The sequence below is a fragment of the Pseudomonas sp. NPDC079367 genome (genome assembly GCF_044542195.1).
Classification (GTDB): domain Bacteria; phylum Pseudomonadota; class Gammaproteobacteria; order Pseudomonadales; family Pseudomonadaceae; genus Aquipseudomonas.
The window spans coordinates 13,828-29,769 of record NZ_JBITTW010000030.1 but is presented as its reverse complement, the minus strand read 5'-3'; the positions used below and the strand labels follow the sequence as shown (position 1 = coordinate 29,769).

General features: G+C 60.8%; 11 protein-coding genes. 7 read left to right on the top strand and 4 right to left on the bottom strand.

Annotated features, from left to right (window positions below; translation table 11 throughout):
• Position 1: 1 nt before the first annotated feature.
• The gene (locus ACIGDJ_RS20400) at positions 2 to 1,774 is read right to left on the bottom strand and encodes an N-acetylglutaminylglutamine amidotransferase (protein ID WP_397479492.1); all 1,773 of its coding nucleotides are present in this window, start codon (positions 1,772 to 1,774) and stop codon (positions 2 to 4) included.
• Between the two features lie 363 nt (positions 1,775 to 2,137).
• On the opposite strand from ACIGDJ_RS20400, the gene ACIGDJ_RS20395 reads away from it, so the two are divergent.
• Positions 2,138 to 6,961: an NEL-type E3 ubiquitin ligase domain-containing protein gene (locus tag ACIGDJ_RS20395; RefSeq protein ID WP_397479493.1), complete on the top strand. Its 4,824-nt coding sequence runs from the start codon at positions 2,138 to 2,140 to the stop codon at positions 6,959 to 6,961.
• Positions 6,962 to 6,964: 3 nt separating this feature from the next.
• Here ACIGDJ_RS20395 and mnmC read toward each other — a convergent pair whose 3' ends face one another.
• Complete coding sequence (gene mnmC, locus ACIGDJ_RS20390; RefSeq protein ID WP_397479494.1) at positions 6,965 to 8,944, bottom strand: bifunctional tRNA (5-methylaminomethyl-2-thiouridine)(34)-methyltransferase MnmD/FAD-dependent 5-carboxymethylaminomethyl-2-thiouridine(34) oxidoreductase MnmC; 1,980 nt, start codon at positions 8,942 to 8,944, stop codon at positions 6,965 to 6,967.
• 172 nt (positions 8,945 to 9,116) lie between these two features.
• Here mnmC and pap point away from each other — a divergent pair, with 172 nt between their 5' ends.
• Positions 9,117 to 10,631, top strand: a complete 1,515-nt coding sequence (pap, locus tag ACIGDJ_RS20385) for a polyphosphate:AMP phosphotransferase (protein WP_101156366.1) — start codon at positions 9,117 to 9,119, stop codon at positions 10,629 to 10,631.
• 103 nt (positions 10,632 to 10,734) lie between these two features.
• On the top strand, positions 10,735 to 11,919 hold the full coding sequence (locus ACIGDJ_RS20380; RefSeq protein WP_312999873.1) for a thiolase family protein: 1,185 nt from the start codon (positions 10,735 to 10,737) through the stop codon (positions 11,917 to 11,919).
• A gap of 103 nt (positions 11,920 to 12,022) precedes the next feature.
• Here the strand turns inward: ACIGDJ_RS20380 and ACIGDJ_RS20375 are convergent, their stop codons facing one another.
• Positions 12,023 to 12,214, bottom strand: a complete 192-nt coding sequence (locus tag ACIGDJ_RS20375) for a DUF6316 family protein (RefSeq protein WP_101156371.1) — start codon at positions 12,212 to 12,214, stop codon at positions 12,023 to 12,025.
• Positions 12,215 to 12,258: 44 nt separating this feature from the next.
• Between ACIGDJ_RS20375 and ACIGDJ_RS20370 the strand changes: the two genes are divergently transcribed.
• On the top strand, positions 12,259 to 12,393 hold the full coding sequence (locus tag ACIGDJ_RS20370) for a hypothetical protein (protein ID WP_256589679.1): 135 nt from the start codon (positions 12,259 to 12,261) through the stop codon (positions 12,391 to 12,393).
• Between the two features lie 31 nt (positions 12,394 to 12,424).
• Positions 12,425 to 13,378, top strand: coding sequence for a DMT family transporter (locus ACIGDJ_RS20365; protein ID WP_101156374.1), 954 nt, complete (start codon positions 12,425 to 12,427; stop codon positions 13,376 to 13,378).
• A gap of 85 nt (positions 13,379 to 13,463) precedes the next feature.
• Here the strand turns inward: ACIGDJ_RS20365 and ACIGDJ_RS20360 are convergent, their stop codons facing one another.
• Positions 13,464 to 14,858, bottom strand: coding sequence for a class II fumarate hydratase (locus ACIGDJ_RS20360; protein WP_101156376.1), 1,395 nt, complete (start codon positions 14,856 to 14,858; stop codon positions 13,464 to 13,466).
• Between the two features lie 191 nt (positions 14,859 to 15,049).
• Here ACIGDJ_RS20360 and ACIGDJ_RS20355 point away from each other — a divergent pair, with 191 nt between their 5' ends.
• Entirely contained in the window at positions 15,050 to 15,571 is a 522-nt protein-coding gene (locus tag ACIGDJ_RS20355; RefSeq protein WP_101156378.1) for a DUF2059 domain-containing protein, read from the top strand.
• Positions 15,572 to 15,583: 12 nt separating this feature from the next.
• Positions 15,584 to 15,883, top strand: a complete 300-nt coding sequence (locus ACIGDJ_RS20350; protein ID WP_101156381.1) for a BolA family transcriptional regulator — start codon at positions 15,584 to 15,586, stop codon at positions 15,881 to 15,883.
• The last annotated feature ends 59 nt before the right edge of the window (positions 15,884 to 15,942 follow it).

Genomic DNA, 15,942 nt, shown 5'->3' with positions numbered 1-15,942 from the left:
ATCAGATTCCTTGTTCACTGAGCCACAGGTTCAGGGCTGCCAGTTGCCACAGTTTCGAGCCGCGCAACGGGGTCAGCTGGCCTTGCGGATCAGTCAAAAGCTTGTCGAGCATGCTCGGGTTGAACAGGCCGCGATCCTGGCTCGGATCCAGCAGCAGCTCGCGCACCCAATTGAGTGTGTCGCCCTGCAAGTGCTTGAGACCCGGCACCGGGAAGTAGCCTTTCTTGCGGTCGATCACTTCGCTTGGAATGACCCGGCGCGCAGCTTCTTTCAGCACTTGCTTGCCGCCATCGGGCAGCTTGAATTTGCCCGGCACACGGGCCGACAGCTCGACCAGTCGATAGTCGAGAAACGGCGTGCGCGCTTCCAGGCCCCAGGCCATGGTCATGTTGTCGACGCGTTTGACCGGGTCATCGACCAGCATCACCGTGCTGTCCAGGCGCAGCGCCTTGTCCACGGCAGCCTCGGCGCCGGGCTGGGCAAAGTGCTGTTTGACGAAGTCGCCCGCCGCATCGTGGTCGACCAGCCATTTCGGCTGAACGGTCGCCGCGTAGTCGTCGTAGCTGCGATCGAAGAACGCATCGCGGTAAGCGGCGTACGGATCCGCCGCGCCGTCGACCTGCGGATACCAGTGGTAACCGGCAAACAGTTCGTCCGCGCCTTGGCCGCTCTGCACGACTTTGCAGTGCTTGGCCACTTCGCGGGACAACAGATAGAACGCGATGCAGTCATGGCTGACCATCGGCTCGCTCATCGCCCGGAACGCGGCGGGCAGTTGCTCGATGATTTCCTTCTCGTCGATGCGCAACTGGTGATGTCGGGTGCCGTAATGTTTGGCGATCAGGTCCGAATACTGGAACTCGTCGCCGCGCTCGCCGCCGGCATCCTGGAAACCGATGGAGAAGGTCGACAGGTTCTCTACGCCGACTTCGCGCAACAGGCCGACGAGCATGCTCGAATCGACGCCACCCGAGAGCAACACACCCACATCAACCGCCGCACGCTGACGAATCGCCACCGCTTCGCGGGTGCTGTCGAGGACGCGATCGACCCAGTCTTCAAGATTGAGGTTTTTTTCGTCCTCACGTGGGCCGTAGGGCAGGGTCCACCAGGTTTTCTGCTCGGTGCGGCCATCGGCTTCAACGCGCATCCAAGTGGCCGGCGGCAGTTTCTCGATGCCAGCCAGCAAGGTTCGCGGCGCAGGTACGACCGCATGGAAATTCAAATAGTGATTGAGCGCCACCGGATCGAGGATCGGGTTGATATCGCCGCCCTTGAGCAACGCAGGCAGTGCCGAAGCAAAACGCAAGCGCTGACCGGTGCGCGACAGGTACAACGGCTTGACGCCGAGACGGTCACGGGCGATGAACAGGCGCTTGGCATCGCGCTCCCAGATGGCAAAAGCGAACATGCCATTGAGTTTCGGCAGCAGCGCCTCGCCCCAGGCGTGATAACCCTTAAGCAGCACTTCGGTGTCGCCACCGGAATAGAAGGCATAACCCAGGGCTTCGAGCTCTTCGCGCAGTTCGGGGAAGTTGTAGATCGCGCCGTTGAACGCCAGGGACAGGCCCAGCTGGCTGTCGATCATCGGCTGCGCCGAGCCGTCCGACAGGTCCATGATTTTCAGGCGTCGATGGCCCAGGGCAATCGGCCCTTGGGCATGGAAGCCCCACGCGTCAGGGCCGCGAGGGGCCAGGTGATGGGTGATTCTTTCGATCGCTGCAAGGTCTGCAGGTTGTTGATCAAAACGTAACTCGCCAGCTAATCCGCACATAAAGTCCTTACCGGTTTTTCCGTTGGGGAAGGTCAAGCCGTACCGCGCGAAAAGTGCGGGTACTCAGAAACTGACCTGTCTCGGTAGGGGGAGTTTTAGATCGATAAGTTATAAGGCGGCTAAGCGGCGTTGTGCCCTAACGCTATCAGCGCCGAAGTCGGGCTGGATTTGCACGCTATGCCGTTACGCTTTTTTTGAATAAGCCCGCTCCGGCGCAGACGTTTGACGCGGGTGGTGCAGGGCTATTTTATTCATGACAAAAAGTGCTTGATCTGCCTCGGTTTTGCCCAGGAATTTGAACTGTTAACGGCTGCCTGGTACCGATAGTCTCGAGGGTACAAACCGCAATAAAGGACTATTGCCATGCTCACCCTCGACAAGAAAAAAACCGCGATCAAGCCCTCGACCCTGAGCACCTTGTTCGACGCGACCGGCGACCTCGACACCGCTCAAGCCCTGGAAAAAAACCTGCCGACGCATTTGCTCAAGGCTTCGACCACCAACCTGGCCAGGCTGGATGAAATCAACCGTGAGCTGCACGCCGTGCAGCAGAAGGTCGATAAGAATCTGGGCCGGCTCAAACCGTTGCAGAGCTTTTGCATCAGCGAGCTCGAGGCGGCGCTGAGCAAGCAATGGCCAGCGCTTTATGACGTATGCACTGATCAGGTCAGTCTGCCGGGTGTTGATTGTGGCTGCGAAGCCACCGCGACCGATCAGGCCGGGATCGACAAGGTCAAACATGCTTCGCAAACCCTCTTGCAGGCAGCCATGCAGAACTTCACCGAAGACGAAGAGCAGGCTGACGCATTTCCCGAAGGCAGCCAGGTACGCATCACGAGCGCGCCGCAGGGTGTGAGCGGCCTGACCCCGGCGGCATTCGCCGCGTTTTGTCGACAGCTGGATCTGGGCAAAAAATACCAGGAGCATCTGCAGCAAGTGTTCGGTCTGCGTGATGACAGCGCAAAAGTCGTGGCGACCAGCGCGATGACCCGCGATATCGCCACATTGAAACAGTCGCTTTTGGAACTCGACGCGCATCTGGCCGCGCTCAAGGGGGACATCACCGCGGCAGGATTGCGCATGTTGCAGGATCTGATGGTGGCCGGGGGCGTGGTGTCGGCGCAGACCCTGCGCTACGGCAAGGATTCGCTGATCATGCAGGGTGTCAAGATCCTCGACTGCTGCGTGTGGGGCGTTGTCGTATTCTCCAAACGCTCCGTGCAACAGCATCCTGAGGACGGATGCATGGTGTACATGCCCGGTGAGCCTGCCCGGGCAGTGTACGAATACCCGAGTTTCAATGCGTTCAAGCGCTACCTCGCGCAACAACTGAAAACTCCCGAGTATCAGGACTGGTTCGCCCACAGCCTCGATGAAGACGACAAGGCCGATTTCTTCGAGAGTTTCGCCGAGAAAAGCGATCTGGGGGACGTCAAGCAATGGGCCATCGATGTCCCGCTCTTCGATTTCATGGTGCAGAGCCATGTCGGCAAGTTGCAGATCGACGCACGCAAACTGGCAGTGCCCACCGCTGATATCGATGAAGACGCACGAAACAAACGCCTGTTGGATTTTCTTCAGCGGGGCGTCACGGTGGCGTCGGTGGCCGGGCTTTTCGTGCCGGTTCTCGGGCAATTGATGATGGGTGTCGCAGTCGGGCAATTGCTCGGTGAAGTGTATGAAGGTGTCGAGGACTGGCGGCGCGGTGATCATCAACAGGCGCTGTCACATCTGCTCAGTGTGGTCGAAAACATAGCGTTGATGGGGGCCTTTGCCGGTGGCCAGAAAGTGCTGGGGACACTGGGCAGCAAATTGCTGCGCACGCACCCGGAGTTCTTCGCGCCATTTACCGCCATTGTCAATCGGGCCGGCAAGTCGCGCCTGTGGAAGGCTGATCTCAGCCATTACGAGCATTCTCTGCCCGCCGGTTTCACTATCGATGCCGGCTCCAGGGAGTTCTATCAGATTGGCCGCAAGACCATCGCTCGCGTTGACCACCGCCTGTTGGCCGGCGACTTTGATCCCGTCACCCAGCATTGGCGTCTGGAGCACGCCGAACGTGCACAGGCCTATGCCCCTGAACTGATCCGCCACGTCGAAGGTGGCTGGCGGATCCCTGCTGAAGAGCCTGAAGAGTGGGGCAGTTCTGCGTACGCGCTCAAGCGCATCGACCCGCAGTTGAGCGAATTCGCCGACAGCGATCTGGACATGATCCGCCGGCTGAGCGGCACCTCCCAGCAGACCCTGCTCGACACGTTCAATGACAATCTGAAACTGCCTGTGCGCCTGCGCGATACCGTCGAGCGCGCACGCATCGGGCGCCAGTTGCGGGAGCTGACCACAGAGCTGGCGGGCGGCGAGATCCACTCCGGACAACCTGTCGAGGAACAAATGCATGCCTTGACGACACTGCCGGGCTGGCCGACTGACAGATACATTGAGGTCACCGGGCATGAGGGCGACCTCGAAACCACCTATCCGCCGGACACTGCTATCGACGACACCCTGGGTGTGCCGGTCACGCAGGGCCAGCTGGCACTCGGACGCTTGCTGCAGACCGTCATTGACGGTCTTTACGAGCATGAAGTCGATGCCTTGCTCGGCGGCAAAGTCGCAAAACCTGCGCAAGCAGCGGCATTGGCAAAAAAACTGGCTGCCGCGCTCACGGCGGATTACCGCACCGCGTTCGCGCGGATGTACAAGCGCTTTGACCAGAGTGACGCGCAGGACCTCGGCAAATTGCGCCAGGTCTTCGCCGACATTCCGGCGCGCCATGGTCAAAGGCTGATTGACCGCGCTCCGAGTGTCGAGCGCTTGCACCTGCGCTCCACCGCACGCGTGCCCTTGAGACTCGGGCAACGTGTCCGGGCCAGCACCGCAAAAGTACGCATTGACCGCGCGCTGGCAGGCTTGCACTGGCCGCGACTGGCCACTGCCGACACCGACAAGCTGGCTATCGCGTCGCTGCCGCGCCTCCCTGGCTGGGATGCAAAATTACGCCTGGAGGTACGCGACAAGACGTTGACCGGACCGTTGCTCGAGGCGCTCGGTGCTGCCTCGACGACCACGGAAAATACGGGTTATCTGGTGAAGGCCCGTGACGGTTATGAGGCATTTGGCGGCGACCGCAAATCGCTGGGCAAAGTGGAATCGGGCCCCAACGCGTTATATCTGGCCATCCTCAAGGCGCTACCGTCACGTCAACGGACGGCGGCCGGGTTTGCTGATGCCGAGCAGGCCAGCGCGCAACAGTTACGCAATAAATTGCTGGACGTCGCACTTGACGACCGCGAAGTTACTGCGCGGACATTGCTCGACGGCAATGCTGAACCGGTGATCGTCGAGCCGCCCTGTGTGCAAGGCGATCAGGCGCCCGTGACCTCTCATCCGCGCCAGTTGCTGCGCAAGGTGCGCAAACTGTTTCCGCGCCTGGATGAGGCACAGGCCAGCCAATTGCTTGATGAGCTGGGCGACGATGCTCTGAGCCGGGCGACCCGGGTCAAAGCCTTGCGCGAGGAGCTGAAAACCCTGCGCGATGTCTTGTTTACCTGGGCTGAGGATGGCGCTGCCTTGAAAGCAATGGGCGGCGACCTGGCAGAAGCGCGGCACAGTCGGAAAATGGCGGCCGAACTGATCGAAGAAGGTTTTCGGCGATTTCACTGGCTGACTGATGACCAAGGCAAATCGGTATGCGCGCTCAATCTTGACGGCATGCGCATCGGCAAGTTGCCGGCGTTGCCGCCTGGCTTGAACTTTGACCATGTTCAGCAATTGTCGATGAAGAACATGGCGCAGGATGACGATGTCGCGCACTTCCTCAAATCCTTCAAACAGCTCGAATCGCTCGAACTCGACAGCAACACAGTCACGCGTCTGCCCGAAGTACTGTCGAACATGCCCAGGCTCAAGCGTTTGAGTCTGGCGGGCAATCAATTGAAACTGACCGAGCAGACACTGGCAAAGCTCAATCGGCTGCGCACGCTGTGGTACCTGAATCTGAGCAACAACCCTTTGGGTGCAACGCCTGATGTCAGTCTGATGAGCAATCTGCGTCGGTTGTTGCTACGCGATACGGGACTCACCGAACTGCCAGAAGGCCTGAACAATTGTGCGCATATTGAATGGATAGACCTGCGCGAGAACGAGATCAAGGAATTGCCTGACTGGTTATTTCAGAAAACGCGACGATTCACGGAGGCGCTCAATCTCGGACTCAATCCATTCAACGAAACCACCAAGACGTATCTGGATAACTACCGCAAGAATTTCGGTATCGGAATGGGTTATACCGCCGATGACATTCCCCGCCTCAACGAGCAGACCGCGCGATCGTTATGGTTTACCAAAGTCGACGGTGAAGACTGGGCCGAGCAGTCGCGAACCTGGGCGGCATTTCGCGACGATACGCGCGCCGAGGGCTTGTTTCATTTGCTCGCGCAACTGGGCGATACCGCCGACGCGACGAAGGGCAGCGCGGACATGCAGCGGCGCGTCTGGGCAGTACTCAAAGCGGCGGAAACCGACGAGACCCTCTGCGACCAACTGCTGGACATAGCCGCCAATCCGAACAATTGCACTGACAGCGCGGCGGTCAATTTCAGTCATCTGGAAGTCGCTGTTGAAGTTGATCGGGTGACCCAAGGGGCTGGCGGACGAGTCACTGCCAAGCCGCTGCTTAATCTGGGACGTGGTCTGTTCCGGCTGGATCAGTTGAACGCGATTGCCCAAGAACATGCGGTCAAGGCTGCGAAGTCTGACCCGCTGGAGGTGAACCTTGCTTATCGCGTCGGGCTGGCCAAAGTGCTGGAACTGCCGGGTCAGCCGCAAGGCATGCTGTTCAACAAGCAGAGTGGCGTCACCGCAGCTGACCTGGACACGGCGAGACACCGGATCACCAAGGCCGAACTCTCGCCCCAGTGGCTGAAGTTCATGCAGGAGCGAACGTTCTGGCGTGATTATCTGAAGCGTACGTTTACGCGCAAATTTTCGATGATCGACGAATCGTTCGCGCCGCGCATGAGTGCCCTCGATGAGCAGGCGGACACGCTGCTCAGTGCCGACTATGTGAGTCAGGCGAATGCCCTCCAGCTGGAAAAGGAGCAGGCGCAAGAGGCAGTGATCAAGCGCCTGACCGAAGAGTCGATCCGCCTGATGGATCTCGGCTTCTGTGTGATGCCGGACATCTGATATTCACTTGCCGCGAATCAGTTTGCGCAAGGCAAATCGGTTGGGGTGGCAGGCTTCGGCCACGCTGCGCGGCAGCGGCAGCGGCTCGTTGTCCAGCCACGCGGCGAGCAGTTCACCGGACAGCGGCGCGGTGATCAGTCCGCGCGAGCCGTGGCCGCTGTTGACATACAAGCCGTCAAGCCATGGGCAAGGGCTGTCCGGCACCTGCCGGGCATCCTTGCTTAATGCCGCGTAGGTTTGATTGAAGCTTTGCAGATCAGCGAGCGGGCCGACAATCGGCAGGTAATCAGGGCTGGTACAGCGAAACGCGGCGCGCCCCTCAAGGCCGTCGACCGACTGTTGATCAATGTGCAAACGGGCGGCGAGATCGCCGGAGATCTCTTCCAGCATGGCCAGGTTGCCTTGATGCTCGGCAGTCGTGGGCGTCAGATCGTCGCTGTTGAAGTCGAAACTCGCGCCCAGCGTGTGCTCGCCCAAGCGCGCCGGAGCGACGTAGCCTTCGGCGCACACCACCGTGGCCAAGGCTTGGCTTTCTGCGGTTTCAACCAGACGCGTGATTTGCCCGCGAATGCGCTTGAGCGGCAATTCGGCGCTCTGGGCAAAACGTTTGATTTCGGCAGCCCCGGCCAGCACTACAACCGGTGCGCTGGCGAGTAAACGTTCGCCGTCGAAGGCTTGCCACTGGTCTGCGACTTTGCGCAGCTGCAGGGCGTCGTGATGGCTGAGCAGTTCGATATGGGTGTGCATCGCCTGGGCCTGACACAGCGCCGGCGGATGCACCCAGCCGCCCTCGGGATAGAACAAACCGCCATGGGCCACGCCAACACCGGCGCGGGCCTGCGCTTCTGGCTGTTCCAGCCACTGCAAAAGATCTTCGGGGAACGCTGCCGCCAGTTGCGCGTGACGTTCGGCTTCCTTGGCATTGAACGCCAGTTGCAGCACGCCACAGTCGTCCCAGTCGCTGCCGCGTTGCAGGGTTTCCAGCAGGCGCCGGGTGTAACCGAAACCGCTGACGATCAACTGCGACAACGCGGTGCCATGGGCGGAAAGCTTGAGATAAAGCACGCCTTGCGGATTGCCTGAAGCTTCTTGCGCGACGGCCGCGTGACGTTCCAGCAGGCTCACCTGCCAGCCGCGCGCCGCCAGACTCGACGCCGTTGCGCAACCGGCCAGGCCGGCGCCGATCACCAGCGCCCGGCGTTCACCGCTTAGCGGCGCAGGGCGGGCGAACCAGGGTTTGGCCGGCTCTGGCGCAGCCACCTCGGCGGGCCAGCCGAGAAATTCGCCACGCAGGATTTCCCATTTATGGCCGATGCCCGGCGTGCGCTTCATCTTGAATCCGGCCGCGTTGAGCAAACGCCGGACCCAACCGGTGCTGGTGAACGTGCTGATAGTCGACCCCGGTGCGGCCAGACGCGCCAGCTCGACGAACAGCTCAGCGGTCCACATGTCGGGGTTTTTCGCCGGGGCGAAACCGTCGAGAAACCACGCGTCGATCTGCGCGTCGAGTTGTGGCAGTTGCGCCAGTGCATCGCCAATCAGCAGGGTCAGCGTCACGCGACCGCCGGCCAGCGTGATGCGCTGAAAGCCTTGATGAATCGCCACATAGTGCTTGAGTAGTTGATCGGCCAGGGATTTGAGTTGCGGCCACAGGGCCAAGGCCCGGTGCAGGTCCGCAGGCGCCAGCGGGTATTTCTCGACGCTGACAAAATGCAGACGTGCGCCCGCCACCGCGTGTTGCTCGAACAACTGCCAGGCGCAAAGAAAATTCAACCCGGTGCCAAAACCGGTTTCGCCAATGACCAGACGCCCATCCGCCGGCAGCGCAGCGAAACGCTCGGCCAGACGGTTCTGTTCGAGGAACACATAGCGAGTTTCCTCCAGCCCCGACTGGTCGGAAAAATACACGTCATCGAACACCCGCGAACGTGGGCGTCCGTGGTCATCCCAGTCAAGTTGGGCGTGGGGGATTTCGGCTTTCATGGCAGGCTCGGCGAACACAAGGCGGCCATTCTAGCCGATCGCGCGGGGGCTGCCTGATCCAGCGCAAGGTCCAGCGTCGACCGCTCGGGAACAATAGTTGCACGCAGGGAATTTATGCGCCGCGTCCGTGCCCAATCCGCTAGTCTTGCTGAACCCTGGAAGGAGCCGTCCCATGTTTGAATCCGCTGAAATCGGTCACGCCATCGACAAAGACACCTATGAGGCGGCGGTTCCTGCGCTGCGTGAAGCCTTGCTGGAAGCGCAGTTCGAGTTGCAGCAGCAGAAGCGCTTTCCGGTGATCATCCTGATCAACGGCATCGAAGGTGCGGGCAAGGGCGAGACGGTCAAACTGCTCAATGAATGGATGGATCCGCGCCTGATCGAAGTACGCACCTTCGACCAGCAAACCGATGAAGAACTCGCGCGGCCACCGGCGTGGCGCTACTGGCGCATGCTGCCGGCCAAGGGGCGCATGGGGATTTTCTTCGGCAACTGGTACAGCCAGATGTTGCAGGGCAGGGTCCATGGGCTGTTCAAGGATCCGCGTCTGGATCAGGCCATCGCCGGTGCCGAGCGTCTGGAAAAAATGCTCTGCGATGAAGGCGCGCTGATTTTCAAGTTCTGGTTTCACCTGTCCAAGAAGCAGATGAAAGCACGGCTCAAGTCGTTGGCTGACGACCCGCTGCACAGCTGGCGCATCAGTCCGCTGGACTGGCAGCAATCGCAGACCTACGACAAGTTCGTCAAATACGGCGAACGCGTATTGCGCCGCACCAGCCGCGATTACGCGCCGTGGCACATCATCGAAGGCGCCGACGCCAACTACCGCAGCCTGGCGGTGGGCAAGATTCTCCTTGAAGGGCTGCAAAGTGCGCTCGAACGGGCCGAGGTCAATCCGCGCCAGGTCAGTGCCGCGCCGCTGGGTACGCCGGTCGATCAGTTGAACCTGCTCGACAGCCTCGACCTCAGCCAGCGTCTGGACAAGAAGGATTACGAAGAACAACTGATCACCGAGCAAGCGCGCCTGTCCGGATTGATGCGCGATAAACGCATGCGCCGCCATGCGCTGATCGCGGTGTTCGAAGGCAATGACGCGGCGGGCAAGGGCGGCGCGATCCGGCGCGTTGCAGCGGCGCTCGACCCGCGTCAATACAGCATCGTCCCGATCGCTGCGCCGACCGAAGAAGAACGCGCGCACCCGTATCTGTGGCGGTTCTGGCGGCACCTGCCGGCGCGCGGCAAGTTCACCGTGTTCGATCGCTCTTGGTACGGCCGCGTACTGGTCGAGCGGATCGAGGGTTTTTGCAAACCGGCGGACTGGCTGCGCGCTTACGGCGAGATCAATGACTTTGAAGAGCAACTGGCCGACGCCGGCGTGATTGTCGTGAAGTTCTGGCTGGCCATCGATAAAGACACCCAGATGGAGCGCTTTCAGGAGCGCGAAGAGATCTCCTTCAAGCGCTTCAAGATCACCGAGGACGACTGGCGCAATCGGGAAAAGTGGGACGACTATCGTAGAGCGGTGGGCGACATGGTCGACCGCACCAGCACCGAAATCGCGCCGTGGACGCTGGTCGAGGCCAACGACAAGCGCTGGGCACGGGTAAAAGTGCTGCGCACGATCAACCGTGCGCTGGAAGACGCATTCGAGAAATCCGACAAAAAGGCCAGGAAGCACAAGGACTGAAGCGATGGCCGCGCATACGCCGGGTGAATGATCCTCGCGGTCGGCAAGAAGGTGGACTTATGCTCAGGCCCACTTTCAACCGACAACAACAATGAGGTATGCCATGCGTGAAGTGGTGATCGTCGACAGCGTGCGGACCGGCCTGGCCAAATCCTTTCGCGGCAAGTTCAACCAGACCCGCCCCGATGACATGGCGGCCCACTGCGTCAATGCGCTGCTGACACGCAACGATATCGACCCGGCGAGCGTCGAGGACTGCATCGTCGGCGCCGGCTCCAACGAAGGCGCGCAGGGTTACAACATCGGCCGCAACGTCGCGGTGCTCTCGCGTCTGGGCACCGGCACCGCCGGCATGACCCTCAACCGTTTCTGCTCGTCGGGTTTGCAGGCGATTGCGATTGCCGCTAATCAGATCGCCTCCGGTTGCAGCGACATCATCGTCGCCGGCGGCGTCGAGTCGATCAGCCTGACCCTGAAAAGCGTCAACACCGATCACCTGATCAACCCATTGCTCCAGCAACAGACCCCCGGCATCTACTTCACCATGGGCCAGACCGCCGAAGTGGTGGCACGACGTTACGGGGTCAGCCGCGAGGCGCAGGATCGCTATGCACTGCAAAGCCAGATTCGCACGGCTCACGCTCAGGCGGCCGGTCTGTTCGATGATGAAATCGTGCCGATGGCGGTGAAATACCGCGTCGAGGACAAGAACAGCGGCGAAGTGCAGATTCTCGATGACGTGGTCGAGCGCGACGACTGCAACCGTCCGGACACCACCTACGAAAGCCTGGCCGGATTGAAACCGGTCTTCGCCGAAGATGGCTCGGTGACGGCAGGCAATTCATCGCAGCTGTCCGACGGCGCCTCGATGACACTGGTGATGAGCCTGGATAAAGCCCTGGAATTGGGGCTCAAGCCGAAAGCATTTTTCCGGGGCTTCACTGTGGCCGGTTGCGAGCCGGACGAAATGGGTATCGGCCCGGTGTTCTCGGTGCCGAAACTGCTCAAGGCCAAAGGTTTGCAGGTGGCGGATATCGATCTGTGGGAGTTGAACGAGGCGTTCGCTTCGCAGTGCCTGTACAGCCGCGATCGACTGGAGATCGATAACGAAAAGTACAACGTCAACGGCGGTTCGATTTCCATCGGCCACCCGTTCGGCATGACCGGCTCGCGCCAGGTCGGGCATTTGATCCGGGAATTGCAGCGACGCCATTTGCGCTACGGCATCGTCACCATGTGTGTGGGCGGCGGGATGGGGGCGAGTGGGTTGTTTGAGGCGGTTCGATAAAGGATCGGTTGCCTGAACAGACCTCTTCGCGAGCAAGCCCGCTCCCACAGGTGATCGCATTCCCCGGTGGGAGCGGGCTTGCTCGCGAAGGAATCACCTCGGTTCAGCGCCTGGAGTCCTGCCGCTGCATCCGCGCTATATAAGCCTGAATTTCCTTCTCTATAACCTGACTGTCAAACGGCCCCTCAAGAGTATTTTCCCGGGTGCTGAAATACAGCTCGCCATTGACCCTACACACGCGGTCGCTGCGAAAACGAGTGGCGGGGGCGCTGTCCTCGGCGCGCATGGCGTACATGTCGGTCTCCCTGATCAATGCGTTCGAAAGTCTGCAACCAGCTTATGCCTGAAGCACTTGGTGCGCCTGCCCGGCCGATCAACGGCGAAGCGTCGGTTTACGGCTGCGACCTGCACAGTTTCATTCGCGGCCTGCCGGCAACTGTCCCTGTGTTGCACGCGGTCGGGCGCCTAGAATGAGTGTTCTTGTCAGCAGGCTTTTGGGGTTCGCATGCACATTTCATCGGGGCGCTGGGTATACGGACTGTTCCTGGCGCTGCTGACCGCGTTTCTGTGGGGCATCCTGCCGATCAAGCTCAAACAGGTGCTGCAGGTGATGGACCCGGTGACGGTGACCTGGTTTCGCCTGACGGTGTCCGGTGGCTGCCTGTTCATCTATCTGGCTTCGGTCAAACGCCTGCCGAGTCGCAAAGTGCTGGGCCCCAAGGGCGGCTGGCTGGTGCTGATGGCGGTGCTCGGGCTGGTCGGCAATTACGTGCTGTACCTGATGGGCCTCAACCTGCTCAGCCCCGGCACCGCGCAACTGGTGGTGCAGATGGGCCCGATCATGTTGTTGATCGCCAGTCTGTTCGTGTTCAAGGAACGCTTCAGCATCGGCCAGGGCATCGGCTTGCTGGTGTTGCTGATCGGCTTTGGCCTGTTCTTCAACCAGCGCCTGGCCGAGCTGTTGACCTCGCTGTCCGATTACACTGCCGGCGTGTTGTTGGTCTTGCTGGCATCGACGGTCTGGACCTTTTATGCGCTGGGGCAGAAGCAATTGCTCACGGTGTGGAATTCATTGCAGGTAATGATGGTGATCTACCTGTTCTGCGCGCTGTTGCTGACGCCGTGGGTGCATCCGCTCGAAGCGCTGAACCTCAGCCCGTTGCAGGGTTGGCTGCTGTTGGCGTGCTGCATGAATACCTTGATCGCCTACGGCGCATTCGCCGAAGCACTGGCACATTGGGAAGCATCGCGGGTCAGCGCAACACTGGCGATCACGCCGCTGGTGACGTTTGTGGCTGTGGCAATCGCGGCGCGGGTCTGGCCCGAGTTTGTGCATGCCGAGCAGATCAATGCGCTGGGATATGGCGGGGCGGTGCTGGTGGTGCTGGGTTCGGCACTGGTCGCGTTGGGGCCATCGTTGATTGCCGGGCTCAGGGCGCGGCGGATGCGTATGGCCTGAAGATCAAAAGATCGCAGCCTGCGGCAGCTCCTACAATTGGAATGCGTTTCCCTGTAGGAGCTGCCGAAGGCTGCGATCTTTTGCTTCAGCCCTTGGCACCCGCCTCGATCATGTTCTCCGGCCGCACCCACGCATCGAACTCTTCATCAGTCAGATAACCCAGCTGCAACGCCGCCTCACGCAAGGTCAGCCCTTCGCTGTAGGCCTTCTTGGCGATCTCTGCCGACTTGTCGTAACCGATGTGCGGGTTGAGCGCAGTCACCAGCATCAGCCCACGTTCCAAATGTTGGGCCATCGCTTCGGCATCCGGCTCGAGCCCGGCAATGCAGTGCTGCTGGAAGTTGCTGCAGCCATCGCCCAGCAAACGGATCGATTGCAGCAGATTATGAATGATCACCGGTTTGAACACGTTCAACTGCAAATGCCCCTGGCTGGCAGCAAAACCGATCGCCACGTCGTTGCCGAGCACCTGACAGGCGAGCATCGACAACGCTTCGCACTGAGTCGGGTTGACCTTGCCGGGCATGATCGAGCTGCCCGGCTCGTTCGCCGGCAGCTTCACTTCGGCGAAACCGGCACGGGGACCTGAGCCCAACAGACGCAGGTCGTTGGCAATCTTCATCAAGGCCACGGCGAGGGTTTTCAGCGCACCGGACAGGGTCACCAGCGGCTCATGGCCGGCCAGCGCGGCGAACTTGTTCGGCGCGGTGACGAACGGCAAGCCAGACAGCGCAGCGAGCTCGGCGGCAATCGCCTCACCGAAACCGTGTGGCGAGTTCAGCCCGGTACCGACTGCGGTGCCGCCCTGAGCCAGCTCGCAGACCGCCGGCAGCGCGGCGCGAATCGCACGCTCGGCGTAATCCAGTTGCGCGATGAAGCCGGACAGCTCCTGACCGAAGGTGATCGGCGTCGCGTCCATCATGTGCGTGCGTCCGGTCTTGACCAGTTTCATGTGCCGCGCCGCCAGTTCAGCGAGGCCGCCGGACAACTCGGCAATCGCCGGCAGCAGTTGTTCCTGCACCGCTTTGGCGGTGGCAATGCTCATGGCGGTGGGGAAGCAGTCATTGGAGCTTTGCGAGCGGTTGACGTGATCGTTCGGGTGCACCGGGGATTTGCCGCCGCGCGGGTTGCCGGCCAGTTCGTTGGCACGACCGGCGATCACTTCGTTGACGTTCATGTTGCTCTGGGTGCCGCTGCCGGTCTGCCAGACCACCAGCGGGAACTGCTCGTCATGTTCGCCGGCGAGGACTTCATCGGCGGCCTGTTCGATCAGGCGGGCAATGTCGGCCGGCAGATCGCCGTTGCGGTCGTTGACCCGCGCGGCGGCTTTCTTGATCAGCGCCAGGGCATGCAGCACCGGCAGCGGCATGCGTTCCTGACCAATGGCGAAGTTGATCAGCGAGCGTTGCGTCTGAGCACCCCAGTAAGCGTCGTCCGGGACTTCGATCTGGCCCAGGCTGTCGGTTTCGATACGGCTCATCGTGCACACTCCTGTTGGTCTGTTGGCGCAATTTAGGCCGGTGTCGGCCCGGGTGGTTCCATCGGCTCGATTGTTGACCGCAAAACCCCGCCAATCAAGCGTGGCAAGGGTCGGGGGTTGAGCCACAGCGATTGTTAGGCGCAGAATGGTCGCCCTTGGGGTTCGACCTCGCTTTGCTTAAAGGAAACTCGATGACTCGTCTTCGCGCCATCTGTACCGCGGTTGCACTGGTTTGCGCCAGCGGCCAGGTGCTTGCCGATACCGCCAGCCACAACGCCAGTGCCGAAGCTTTCCTGACGCTGGCTCACGCTGACAAGCTGGGCACCCCGGTGTACATGCAAGTGCAGCAAATGTTCGCCCAGCGCTTTGAACAGACCAAAGCCCCGGAGTCGAAGAAAGCCGTGCTCGAAACCTACCAGGCCAAGGCCAACGCCGCGCTGGACCAGGCCATCGGCTGGAACAAGCTCAAGCCCGACATGGTCAAGCTCTACACCAGCAACTTCAGCGAATCCGAGCTGAAAGATCTGGTTGCTTTCTACAAATCGCCACTGGGCAAGAAAGTCCTCGAAAAAATGCCGCAGCTGACCCAGCAGTCGGCGCAGATGACCCAGGGCAAGCTGGAAAGCGCAGTGCCGGTGGTCAACAAGCTGCTCGACGACATGACCAAAGAGCTGGACCCGAAAGGCGCCGCTGCGCCGGCCAAGAAGAAGTAAGCGGAGTTCGTGATGACCATGCAACAACGCATCGAATCGACGCTGGCCCTGTTACAGCCTGAGCACCTGCAAGTGCTGGACGAAAGCCACATGCACAGTCGCGGGTTACAGACCCACTACAAGGCGGTGGTGGTCAGCGCGCAGTTCGAAGGCCTGAACCGGGTCAAGCGCCACCAGAAGGTCTACGGTACGCTCGGCGAGTTGATGGGCGAGTTCCATGCGTTGGCGCTGCACACCTACACCCCGCAGGAATGGGCAGAGATCGATGGCGCTCCGGCGTCGCCGACCTGTGCTGGCGGCAGCAAGCATTAAGCTTCGGTTTTTTGCTAGAATCCGCAACGCGCCGCTTAGCCGGCGCGTTTTTTTTGAAT

Excerpts from the sequence above, each read along its gene's own strand:
- ACIGDJ_RS20400 (WP_397479492.1), bottom strand. The coding sequence starts at position 1,774 with ATGTGCGGATTAGCTGGCGAGTTACGTTTTGATCAACAACCTGCAGAC.
- ACIGDJ_RS20395 (WP_397479493.1), top strand. The coding sequence starts at position 2,138 with ATGCTCACCCTCGACAAGAAAAAAACCGCGATCAAGCCCTCGACCCTG.
- mnmC (WP_397479494.1), bottom strand. The coding sequence starts at position 8,944 with ATGAAAGCCGAAATCCCCCACGCCCAACTTGACTGGGATGACCACGGA.
- pap (WP_101156366.1), top strand. The coding sequence starts at position 9,117 with ATGTTTGAATCCGCTGAAATCGGTCACGCCATCGACAAAGACACCTAT.
- ACIGDJ_RS20380 (WP_312999873.1), top strand. The coding sequence starts at position 10,735 with ATGCGTGAAGTGGTGATCGTCGACAGCGTGCGGACCGGCCTGGCCAAA.
- ACIGDJ_RS20375 (WP_101156371.1), bottom strand. The coding sequence starts at position 12,214 with ATGTACGCCATGCGCGCCGAGGACAGCGCCCCCGCCACTCGTTTTCGC.
- ACIGDJ_RS20370 (WP_256589679.1), top strand. The coding sequence starts at position 12,259 with ATGCCTGAAGCACTTGGTGCGCCTGCCCGGCCGATCAACGGCGAAGCG.
- ACIGDJ_RS20365 (WP_101156374.1), top strand. The coding sequence starts at position 12,425 with ATGCACATTTCATCGGGGCGCTGGGTATACGGACTGTTCCTGGCGCTG.
- ACIGDJ_RS20360 (WP_101156376.1), bottom strand. The coding sequence starts at position 14,858 with ATGAGCCGTATCGAAACCGACAGCCTGGGCCAGATCGAAGTCCCGGAC.
- ACIGDJ_RS20355 (WP_101156378.1), top strand. The coding sequence starts at position 15,050 with ATGACTCGTCTTCGCGCCATCTGTACCGCGGTTGCACTGGTTTGCGCC.
- ACIGDJ_RS20350 (WP_101156381.1), top strand. The coding sequence starts at position 15,584 with ATGACCATGCAACAACGCATCGAATCGACGCTGGCCCTGTTACAGCCT.